Consider the following 10,343-nt stretch of genomic DNA (forward strand, 5'->3'; position numbering starts at 1 on the left):
TCTAAAAACTTTTAATTATAGTAAAATAAAGACTTTTTCATTTATTACTTACATATGTCGAATTTTGATTTATAATGAAATTTCTAAAAACTAACACACTTTTACAAATGGAGGGAATAATAGTGCAGGCAACTATTGATAACGCACCGAAACAAGGTAATGGAAAACATCCGCCTGGTTTATTCCTGCTCTTCATTACGGAAATGTGGGAACGCTACAGTTATTACGGCATTCGTTCCTTTCTTGTTCTATACTTGACGGCTGAGCTGGTAAGCGGCGGTCTTGGAATGAGTGACAGCCAAGCGCTTGTTCTTTATGGTAACTATATCGGTCTCGTTTACTTGACTCCGATGATCGGCGGCTGGCTGACGGACAAGTTCATGGGATTGCGGACAGGGATCACCATTGGTGGTATTACAATGGCCCTTGGTGACTTTACGCTGTTCCTCGTGCAAGAGCAATGGGGATTATACTTAGGCTTGCTTCTATTAATTATAGGTAACGGTTTCTTTAAACCGAATATTTCCACCCTCGTGGGTGAGCTCTATGATAAGAATGATTCAAGGAAAGACTCTGCATTCACCATCTTCTATATGGGAATTAATCTTGGTGCTTTCTTCTCACCATTGATTGCGGGTCTCCTTTATCAGGATATTTTTTACTCCACCGTAAATGGAGTAGAGCACTTCGGTTTCAAATTCGCATTCCTTGCATCTTCTCTCGGTATGATCATCGGTCAGGTTCTTTTTAATGCACTTTCTAAGAAATACTTGGGTGATATCGGTACGAAGCCTGCCCGTACGAAGGCGGCTCCCGTAAAGAAAGAGAAGGCGAAGCCGCTTACGAAACAAGAGAAACAGCGGACGTTGGTCATATTGATTCTCGCTGTGTTTGTCATCATGTTCTGGGTAGGATTCGAACAGGCAGGTGCATCGTTCACGTTATACACACGAGATTTCATCGACCGTACCATTTTCGGTTATGAAATTCCTGTATCCTGGTTCCAGTCTTTGAACCCGCTGTTCATCCTGCTGTTTGCTCCAGTCGTGTCAGCTATATGGTTGAAACTGACGAAAACGAAGCGTGGGGATTTCAGTGTACCGACAAAAATGGCGTTCGGCCTCATTCTGTTAGGACTTGGTTTCATGGTCTTGATCCCTGCAGTAATGGCCACAGGCAGTGATCCGGATAATGTAACGATGAAAGTAAGCGCTGGCTTCATGGTGATCACATACCTGCTTCATACGATAGGAGAGCTTTGTCTGTCACCAATCGGCTTGTCGATGGTTACGAAAATGTCCCCTGTCAAGTTCGCCTCTGTGTTAATGGGCGTATGGTTCTTAAGTAACGCAGCATCCAACAAGCTTGCCGGTGTCGTTGCATCATGGACGACAGAGGCAGGTTACCTGGAGATCTATGTTTATATCGGTCTGGCTGCCATCGTTCTCGGCTTCATTCTTCTCGCATTGACCAAGCAGATTCAGAAACTGATGAACTTGGAAGAGCTGGAGAAAGAAGATCAAATGAAAACAGCATAACGAAGAAAGGACTTCCAATTAAGGAAGTCCTTTTTTTTACGTATGAGCAAGCACTCGTTTATGCCGCTTCTGTTCTGTTTTCTTCATCAAATATGGGAGCACCCAGCGGTCGAGGCCGTAACGTCCTGCGTTCGCACCTGCGACGAGGAGGAATATGGTTAATATCGCCATTTGCGGATTGGTGCTTGTCGTTCCGCTTAACAGGAAGCTGAAGTTCATCATGATTCCGCCAAGAGCGGCAAGGTTCGTAAATAAGCCGAGTATCAATGCCAGACCTACGAGAACTTCGCCCCACATGACGAGGAAGGCGAACAGTTCGTGGTTTGGAAGTGCCACTTGTTCAAGAAATACGGCCCACCAGCTTTGGACAGCTGGATGCGCCCCTTCCGCTTTGCCGATCGCCCCTTGCAGAAACCCCTGAACTTCGAAGCCTCCTGTTAATTTTCCAATACCGGAAGTCAGCCACACATACCCAAGATACAACCGTACGAACGTCAACACACCAGCAGCAACCTTGTTATTCCGCAAAAGATCATTAATCATTTTTCTCACTCCTTTTAGTTTGTTCACCATTTCACATGATAATGGATAAGAGCTCTTCCTTACACTTACAGTATAAGCTGGAAAAGGATGGAGGGCTATAACTTTGTTCACCATTTCACAAATTGGACGATAACATATGTCTTTATCATGACTATTGCACGGTTCCTGTTTACTTTTATGAAAAGAAGCCTCCAAAGTATAGAGGCTTCTTTTCACACTGCTTGGTCCTTTCGTAAACGCAGGTGCTTCATCCCTTTGAAAATACGGAAAATGCTGTTAGCTGCAATCAGTGTTCCAATCGCCATATAGAAGACTTGGAAGCCATCGAGGGCATAAACCGTGACGATGAAAAAGGCCAGCACAAGGATGATTCCGTGAAAAATAGTATTGAAAAGCATGAATCGTTTAGTCACTCGTAATCACTCCGTTCCTTGGTTTTCTACCTCATGGTACCTCAATCACCTGGAAAATAAAAGAAGGGAGCTTTCATGATTTTATAAAAAAAGAACAGAGGGGGGTATCCCTCTGTTCATTCAACTTGGTGAAGTAATACATTTCATAGGTAGAGGAAGTGTTCAAAACGGGACGCCTTCCACGGGGCGGCAGGTGAGCGTCCTCATCGCTGCATTATTCCGCCGTTGGACGCTGCCTGTTTCTCTCCGCCCCTTGCCGTAATGGGGCTTCCATAATCACATCGAGGTAATTCGAGCTTACAACTCTTTTCTCAACCGGATAAGTTTTTTAGATAACTCCGATCACATCAAGCATAACGATGATGATTAGTAAGGGTGCGACATAGCGAAGCAGGATGAACCACACATTGAACAACCCTTTTTTCAGACTGCTGCCATGACTGAGTTCTTCATATAAAGCGCTTTTCTTCATTTTATTTGCGACAAACAGGGCAATCAACAGGGAACCAATCGGGAACAGGACGTTACTGACGGCGTAATCCATGTTGTCGAAGAACGTACGGCCGAACAGCGTATAGTCTGCGAGTAAGCCGTAGGAAAGTGTGGACGGCGTACCGACGATAAAGATCGCAAGTCCGATGATCCAGGCCCATTTTTTCCTTTTCCGAGTGTCTCCTTTTGATAGGACGGAAACGATGATCTCAAGCATCGAGAAGGCAGAGGTCAAAGCTGCGAATAGGAACAAAAGCAGGAATGCCCCGAAGAATACCATGCCGAAAGGAAGCTGGCTGAAGATCGTCGGGAGTACCTGGAATAGCAACACAGGCCCAGCATCCGGTTCAAGTCCGAAGGCGAAGACAGCAGGGAAAATAGCAAGCCCCGCCAACAATACGATGAAGATGTTCATTCCACCGATGGAAAAGGCCGCTCTAGGAAGACTTTCTGATTTTGGCAGGTAAGAGCTGTACGTCACCATGACGGACACGCCGACACTAAGAGTGAAGAAGGACTGCCCCATTGCTTCCAGAACGGTTTGTGATGTTACTTTGCTGAAATCCGGCTGCAGCAGGAACGTGATTCCTTCCATAGCTCCGTCGAGCGTCACAGCACGGATGACAAGCAGGATAAATAGTAAGAATAAGACCGGCATCATAATTTTACTGGCTTGCTCAATACCCTTTTGAACGCCTCGGGCTACTACTAGAATCGTAAGGATCATAAAGATAAACTGGACGAGCAGGCTGATTCCGGGATTGGAAATGGTGCTCCCGAAAACATCCGCGTAATCGGTTGAGGACAAATCATTGAGTTGGCCCGTGATGACTTTGTATAAATAAGCCACAATCCAGCCGCCGATGACACTATAGAAGGATAAAAGCAGGAATGAAGTAATCATTCCGAGAATACCTACCCAATGCCACTTCGTCCGGGGGGCGATTTCTTTATAGGATGCAATGGCGTCTTTCTGGGATGTACGTCCAATGGAGAATTCCGCCAGAAGCAGCGGAAGCCCGAGAAACAAAGTAAATAAGATGAAGAGAAGAAAGAATGCTCCTCCTCCATTTTGACCGGCAATATACGGGAATTTCCATATTGCACCCAGTCCGATAGCGGATCCTGCGGCTGCAAGAATGAAGCCGAGCTTGGATGTCCATTGCTCTTGTTGTTTCATAGTGACTAAGCTCCTTTTCCAATGAAATTGAAAGACTCTTTGGCGCAGAGAACCACTAAAGTCTTCCTCCGAAAAAACAATAAAAAATCGCCCCTACATGCCGTAGGGACGATTTTTTATCGCGGTACCACCCTGATTATGGAGACAAAAAATCCCCATCACTCAAACGTATAACGGTCGTCACCGTCTTCTGCCCGAAGGCAAAAAAAGCTCCAGAAATGAAATTCACGTACCTTTTGTGTGCCGGTTCCCACCAACCACCGGTTCTCTGTGACAGGGAAAAAGTCGCTACTGTATTTCTTTCAAAGCCGTTCTGCATGTTTATTGGTTGTTATCATTTTTATCATGCTTTCTATAAGGTTGTCAATCTATTTTGGAAATAGCGGAAGGCCGTATAGAAATAGTCCCTGTCAGAAGGGGTGTTTGCAAGTGGAAGTGGGAAAATTTAAATAAACAAAGGGATTTTGAGTGTTATAAACCCAAGGCAAAAAACGGAACAATATTTTCGGAATAATAAAAATATAGGTGGCGTCCCGTCTTTTCTTGGTGTATCCTTAATAGGAACATACGTTCTTAAAAATTGAAGAAGGAGTGGTTGAAATGTCTATCAAATTGACCCCTTATTTAGTGTTCGACGGGAATGCAAGAGAGGCGCTGGCTTTTTATGAAGAAGCACTCCAGGGCCGTATAACAGGAATCATGAAGTTCAAGGACATGCCTGAAAACCCTGATCATCCACTGCCGGATGAAATGAAAGACCGGATTATGCATGCACAATTGAAAGCAGGAGAGGCAGACATCATGTTTTCGGATTCGTATCCCGGCATGTCTTTAAAACAGGGAGAAAACGTCCAATTGGCCATTCTTCCTGATGATGAGGAGACGGCGCAGCATATCTTCAACGCGCTTGCGGCGGAAGGGGAGACCATCATGCCTCTGCAGAAGACGGATTGGAGTCCGGTCTACGGGCAGGTAAAGGACAAGTTCGGCATCACATTCCAAATTAATGTGGATGAGGAACCTTCCAGCTGATCTTTACTTTCTTTTATTTGTGGGAGATACTGTCTGACTGTGTCTCCCTTTCTCCTTCAATCCTTCAATATAACTCTCCAACATCAATTGTATAATAATGGTCATAAGCTCAGCTGCCCTCCGATAGGATAAATACGTGCTGACTTTTCCAGTCCCTCCGGTCCAAAATATGCTGAATAGATATTTAGTTGGATAATCCAGGCATATTTTTTGTATTTTTTTGCCGATTATGTGTAGGAATGGGGTATATATCGGTGTATAATGAGGAAGGTTTTTCAAGAAATATGGACATTTCTTGAAACTTTTCTCAAACGACTCACGTAAGTATAGTCAGAAATGGTATTAAAAAGAAGAAAGGGAGAGGTACATGAGCGAACAACCAAAGAAAAAAGGGATGAATAAGTGGTTAATTATCATCCTGACAGTCGTAGTTATTGCAGCAATCGGAGGAACGGCTTTTGCATTACTTAAAGAGAACAATCCTATGGTTATGTACATGGATGCTCAGAAGAATACGATCGATGAGCAGACAGAACGCATGGCTGAATACACAGAAGACCAGATGGAACTTGCAGACCGTCAAATGAAAGAAGCGTATAAGTCGGAAGGCACAGTGACAATGGATATGAATTTCCAAGGAGACCAGGTTCAACAGGTCTTCCCTGAAGTAGCGATGATTCAAGGGGTACTTTCAACCGTACAGTTGAATCTCGACAGCAAGTACAATCCTGAAACAAAGGAACTTTACGGAGGCATGGATCTGCAGATGCAGGGAAGCAGTTTGGCAAATGGTAACTTCTATCAGAGCGAAGATACTTTCGCTGCACAGGCTCCATTTGTATATGATAAGTATTTTGCATTCGGCAACGATCAGCTTGGTGATGTCCTTACCAAATACACAGGATCTTCCGAAGGTTTGGAAGAACTCCCTAATTTCGCTGAATATGCGCAGTCTCAAATGACGCAGGAAGAAGCGAAAGAAATGTTGACAGAGTATGCAGTAGCTTTGGGTAAAGAGTTGAAGCAGGATCAGTTCACGCTTTCTGAAGGCGAAGAATATGAAGGCGAGAAATATGATAAAGTAACGATTGAAATCAGTGAAAAAGAAGCGAAGCAGATGCTTGTTACCCTTCTTGAGAAAGTGAAAGAAGATGAGCGCATCCAGGATACGCTGGAACAGCAGGCAGCGCTTCAAGGAAATGTCGAAGGAGTTCAAATGGAAGACCTTCAGGCAGAGCTTGATAAAGCAATCGAAAATATCGACAAAGTTAAAATCCCTGGTGGAATCACTGGTGAAGCCTACATCAAGGACGATTTAGTAGCCCACCAGACTTGGACAATGAACATTGCTGATGATACGGACGAAACAATTAAGGTTGCAATCTCTAACGACTACATGAAGGATGGCGAAGATAAGTACACGTCTACCTTTGATGTTAACCTTTCCCCTGACAGTAAAGACGAGAGCATTGCTGTTAAGTATGAAGAGAAAGGTGAAGAGAAAGATAAAGGACTTCACGTTGATTATACAATCGGAGTGAAGTCAGACTTCGAGCAGGATAACTTTACAGCCGACCTTCTTTTGAACACGGACTACACGAACGAAGGTTCTAAGTCAGACTTCGAACTGAAACTTGGCGGAGAAGCTTTCGAACAGCAGGCAATGCCGGCGATTTCTGGATTTATTAACACGACTTCCAAGGAAGACGGCGACAATAAAGTCAACCAGAAAACAGATTTCGGTTTGAATCTGAGCATGGATGATCCTGCGATGGGCAATATGTCTGCAGACATTGAGTTCAATTTCGACAACAACTTGACGTTTACGGATGACCTTGAGTTCCCGGCACTGGAAGAGAACAACACAGTTCAGCTTATGGACGTTTCCGATGAGGAAATGATGCAGATTGGTCAAGAAGTTCAAATGAACTTCCAGGAACATCTTAACTCCATTATGGGCGGTTTCGGTGCAGGTTTCTAATCCGATGAACACCCTGAGTGAGAAAAGGAGGCAGGTCGTATGAATGGGTTCTCGTTATTGCGTTATGAAATGAGGGCAGCCGTCAAACGGCCTGCCCCTCTTTTTTTATCTATTGCTATTCCCTTACTATTGATCGTACTCGTAGCATTGATGCTTCAAAGCTTCGTAGAAGAAGGCGCAGAGCCTGTACGGGCGGCGGTGGTTGATGAGGACGATACGTTCCAGACAAAAGCACTTATCAATCAGCTTTCAGAAGAGAAGCGGCTGAGTCAGGCATTGACGCTTACCCCGATGGATGCGAAAGAGGCAGAAGCGGCTTTTGAACAAGGGGAGCTTGCCGGTGTCATGATGATTCCGGAAGGATTTACGAGCAGTCTGATGAACGGTGAGAATGATCCAATCGTTGTCATGACGAATGAAGACGATCCTGTGGATGCAACGATGCTTCAAGTACTTCTGGATAGTGGAGCCGACTACATATCGGCATCCCAGAGTGCTGTTAATGCTGTTTATGATTTAAGTATCCGCGAAATGCCTGAAGGGGAAAGAAACAGACGGCTTCAGGAGGTCATCATAACTTATAGTTTATTCGCACTGGACCGGAACGATGTTTTTGAGGAAGAGATGGTGGTTTCAGGAGCCGGTATCGGATGGGAGAGGCATGCGTATCTCGCTGTTATGATGACGTTCATCTTCCTTTTTCTCGTTTGTTATCAGATGCTCGACGGAAACAGGGAAACAGGGTCCATTCTGATGAGGTGGCGGATGGCTGATATCACCTTTGTCCATTGGGTCATGGCAAAGCAGTGGAAATGGGGCTTTGTAACATTTGGAATGTTGGAGCTGCTCGTTGCAATCACTTCCCGCACAGATGCTGCATTGGTGCAGTCTGCTACCCTTCATCTTGGGCTTCTGCTTGCCGCATTGTGGATGTCTGCCTTTGCCGTTCTCCTTTTCTCCCTACAAATCCCGGCAGGCATGAGGTTCTTAATCTTATTTGTTATATCCATTATCGGTCTTTTAAGTGCTGGGGCATGGGTGCCGAGAATTTATTTACCTGAGTGGCTGTCCCAGAACTGGAATCCTTATCAATTAAGTTATGATGTCTTTCAATCAGCTCTGCTCGATGAGGATGAACGGGGACATCTGACAGGCTTGGCTTTGTGGGGAGTAGGTTTGAACATTCTTGGCTTGGCGGCTGCATTATGGAGGGAGAAGCGGGATGCTTACTTATCTATCTTTACATCTAAATAAATGGAAGAAGCGCCCGGTTCTTTTTCTGCTGCTTTTCTTATTTCCACTTCTTTCGACATGTATTTTATATCCATTGCTTGAAAGGACAGCAGAAGAGACGGCTGTGCCGGTAGCCATTGCTGACGAGGATGACAGTTCCTACTCACGAATCATTCTCGAACGTCTCCAAGAGGCAGAACGGCTCCGTTTTACTGCTATGACGAAAGAAGAAGCAGAAAAAGCGGTAAGGAAAGGTACCATGGAGGCTGCCTTTATTTTGGAAAGCGGCCTTGAAGATACGATACGGCTTGGGCAGGTGGACAATGTTGTCACATGGATACGGGCGGATGAATCACTATTAGACGTTTTTGCTAAAGAGGCGGTTGGAGCTCAAGTTATGCGGCTTGCCCTCAATGCAAAAGCAGGGGTGGACGTCTCGGCAGCGAACGGCACGGCATCCTTTGAAGAAGCGTTTGCTTATTCGGAAGAGTTCTGGGAACCGGAGCCTTTGTTCCAAGTCCGCTTTACGGAACGATCCCCGGAAAATCCATCAATGGAAGCTCCTAAACTGGAAGGCTGGCAGGTGATGGTTATCCAATTATATTTCTTGTACAGCTGGATGCTTGCTCTCTTCTTCCTTCGAACAATATTGGCTGACGATCGAGAAGGACGCCTTGATCGTATCCGATTGCTGCAGGGGACAACGACGCGCTATTTCTTTCATCATTTTCTATTGTTCGGTTTAGTTGGAATCGGCAGCTTCGCTCTGAGTATCTGCGGACTCTTTTATTTCGCTGCTACTCCTCAAGAGTTAATCGAGGAGTGGGTCATCCGCAGTATCCTTGTATTCGCTGTTACTTTATTTATCACCTGGTGTTTATTCATGGGGACGGGGAGGAAGCGGTGGTCGATTCCTGTCTTACTGCTGCTTGCCCTCGCATCATTCATGCTGACCGTATCCGGAATCGGATACCTCGATATGTGGCCCCATTACTGGCTCGTGAAGAAATGGTAGGAAGGGAGTACAGTCATGATTCATTTACAAAACGTTTCCAAGAAATATAAGCGAAAAGAAGTGCTTGAACCGTTTACTCTGACGATTCGAGAGGGAAGCTCCGTCGGTGTCATTGGTCCAAACGGTGCCGGTAAGTCCACGTTTCTAAAGTTGGTTGCATCCCTCGATCGTCCTACGAAAGGAAAAGTCTTCTATGATGACATACCGTATGACAAGGCCGTGCGCCGTGTCCGGGCAGATATTGGTTACGTGCCACAGGACATTGCGCTCTATGAGGAATTGACAGTCAAAGAACAGATTTCCTTTTGGAGAAAACTGGAGAAGGGGAAAGTAGATGAAGGTTTTCTTCAGACGATGATCGAAATGCTGCGGCTTGACGAAGTGTACCAGCAGCGGGTGGATCGCCTTTCCGGGGGGTGGAAACGGAAAGTAAACTTATGCATCGGACTGATGCGGAATCCTCGAATCTGTCTTTTGGATGAGCCTACGGCCGGCGTCGATCTTGCAGCAAAGGAGGATATTCTATCATGGTTAAGGCAGCTTCATGCAGATGGCAAGACGCTCATTTATATCAGTCATGACTGGTATGAATTAAAAACGTTGAGTGATGAGTTCCTTCTCTTTGCTGAAAAGAAACCGATCTTCCAAGGGTCGCAGGCAGAGTGGATGGAAGGGAAGGAAGAACTGCTTAAGTCCTATGAATCTCACAAAGAGTTAAAGCGTATTCTTGAATTTTCATAAAGGAGACTTATTGGAAGACAGGGTCGGATGAATCAAGTGTCATTTGGTGTAGAATCCTCTCACTTTTTGAGGGGCTTCCTTCTTTTTATATAGTTCCAATCAACCGGATTTCTTTCCTTAGGGAGGAATCCGGTTTTTTATAAACAAAAATATTCATTATTTTACTAATTTTTTA

General features: G+C 45.0%; 9 protein-coding genes and 1 other annotated feature. Of the genes, 6 read left to right on the forward strand and 3 right to left on the reverse strand.

What is annotated here, in order from left to right; translation table 11 throughout:
* Positions 1-122 precede the first annotated feature (122 nt).
* The gene (locus tag D479_RS15195; protein WP_008638665.1) at positions 123-1,538 is read left to right on the forward strand and encodes a peptide MFS transporter; all 1,416 of its coding nucleotides are present in this window, start codon (positions 123-125) and stop codon (positions 1,536-1,538) included.
* A gap of 36 nt (positions 1,539-1,574) precedes the next feature.
* Here the strand turns inward: D479_RS15195 and D479_RS15200 are convergent, their stop codons facing one another.
* From D479_RS15200 to D479_RS15210, 3 genes are all read right to left on the reverse strand, one after another.
* The gene (locus tag D479_RS15200; protein ID WP_008638675.1) at positions 1,575-2,081 is read right to left on the reverse strand and encodes a DoxX family protein; all 507 of its coding nucleotides are present in this window, start codon (positions 2,079-2,081) and stop codon (positions 1,575-1,577) included.
* 212 nt (positions 2,082-2,293) lie between these two features.
* Entirely contained in the window at positions 2,294-2,494 is a 201-nt protein-coding gene (locus D479_RS15205) for a hypothetical protein (RefSeq protein ID WP_008638683.1), read from the reverse strand.
* A gap of 328 nt (positions 2,495-2,822) precedes the next feature.
* A complete protein-coding gene (locus D479_RS15210) occupies positions 2,823-4,166 on the reverse strand; it encodes a sodium-dependent transporter (protein ID WP_008638687.1) in 1,344 nt (447 codons plus the stop codon).
* 101 nt (positions 4,167-4,267) lie between these two features.
* Positions 4,268-4,481: a binding site (T-box leader), on the reverse strand.
* 285 nt (positions 4,482-4,766) lie between these two features.
* Between D479_RS15210 and D479_RS15215 the strand changes: the two genes are divergently transcribed.
* The 5 genes from D479_RS15215 (at position 4,767) to D479_RS15235 (ending at position 10,168) form a co-directional block, all read left to right on the forward strand.
* Entirely contained in the window at positions 4,767-5,198 is a 432-nt protein-coding gene (locus tag D479_RS15215) for a VOC family protein (RefSeq protein ID WP_008638690.1), read from the forward strand.
* A gap of 367 nt (positions 5,199-5,565) precedes the next feature.
* A complete protein-coding gene (locus tag D479_RS15220) occupies positions 5,566-7,179 on the forward strand; it encodes a DUF6583 family protein (protein ID WP_008638692.1) in 1,614 nt (537 codons plus the stop codon).
* 39 nt (positions 7,180-7,218) lie between these two features.
* Entirely contained in the window at positions 7,219-8,433 is a 1,215-nt protein-coding gene (locus tag D479_RS15225; RefSeq protein WP_008638694.1) for an ABC transporter permease, read from the forward strand.
* On the forward strand, positions 8,402-9,427 hold the full coding sequence (locus D479_RS15230) for an ABC transporter permease (RefSeq protein ID WP_081594842.1): 1,026 nt from the start codon (positions 8,402-8,404) through the stop codon (positions 9,425-9,427). The genes D479_RS15225 and D479_RS15230 overlap by 32 nt, the downstream gene beginning before the upstream one ends.
* 15 nt (positions 9,428-9,442) lie before the next feature.
* A complete protein-coding gene (locus D479_RS15235; protein WP_008638697.1) occupies positions 9,443-10,168 on the forward strand; it encodes an ABC transporter ATP-binding protein in 726 nt (241 codons plus the stop codon).
* Positions 10,169-10,343: the final 175 nt, after the last annotated feature.

Origin of the sequence: Halobacillus sp. BAB-2008, assembly GCF_000328325.1 — a bacterium.
Taxonomy (GTDB): Bacteria; Bacillota; Bacilli; order Bacillales; family Halobacillaceae; genus Halobacillus.

Excerpts from the sequence above, each read along its gene's own strand:
- D479_RS15200 (WP_008638675.1), bottom strand. The coding sequence starts at position 2,081 with ATGATTAATGATCTTTTGCGGAATAACAAGGTTGCTGCTGGTGTGTTG.
- D479_RS15210 (WP_008638687.1), bottom strand. The coding sequence starts at position 4,166 with ATGAAACAACAAGAGCAATGGACATCCAAGCTCGGCTTCATTCTTGCA.
- D479_RS15215 (WP_008638690.1), top strand. The coding sequence starts at position 4,767 with ATGTCTATCAAATTGACCCCTTATTTAGTGTTCGACGGGAATGCAAGA.
- D479_RS15220 (WP_008638692.1), top strand. The coding sequence starts at position 5,566 with ATGAGCGAACAACCAAAGAAAAAAGGGATGAATAAGTGGTTAATTATC.
- D479_RS15225 (WP_008638694.1), top strand. The coding sequence starts at position 7,219 with ATGAATGGGTTCTCGTTATTGCGTTATGAAATGAGGGCAGCCGTCAAA.
- D479_RS15230 (WP_081594842.1), top strand. The coding sequence starts at position 8,402 with ATGCTTACTTATCTATCTTTACATCTAAATAAATGGAAGAAGCGCCCG.
- D479_RS15235 (WP_008638697.1), top strand. The coding sequence starts at position 9,443 with ATGATTCATTTACAAAACGTTTCCAAGAAATATAAGCGAAAAGAAGTG.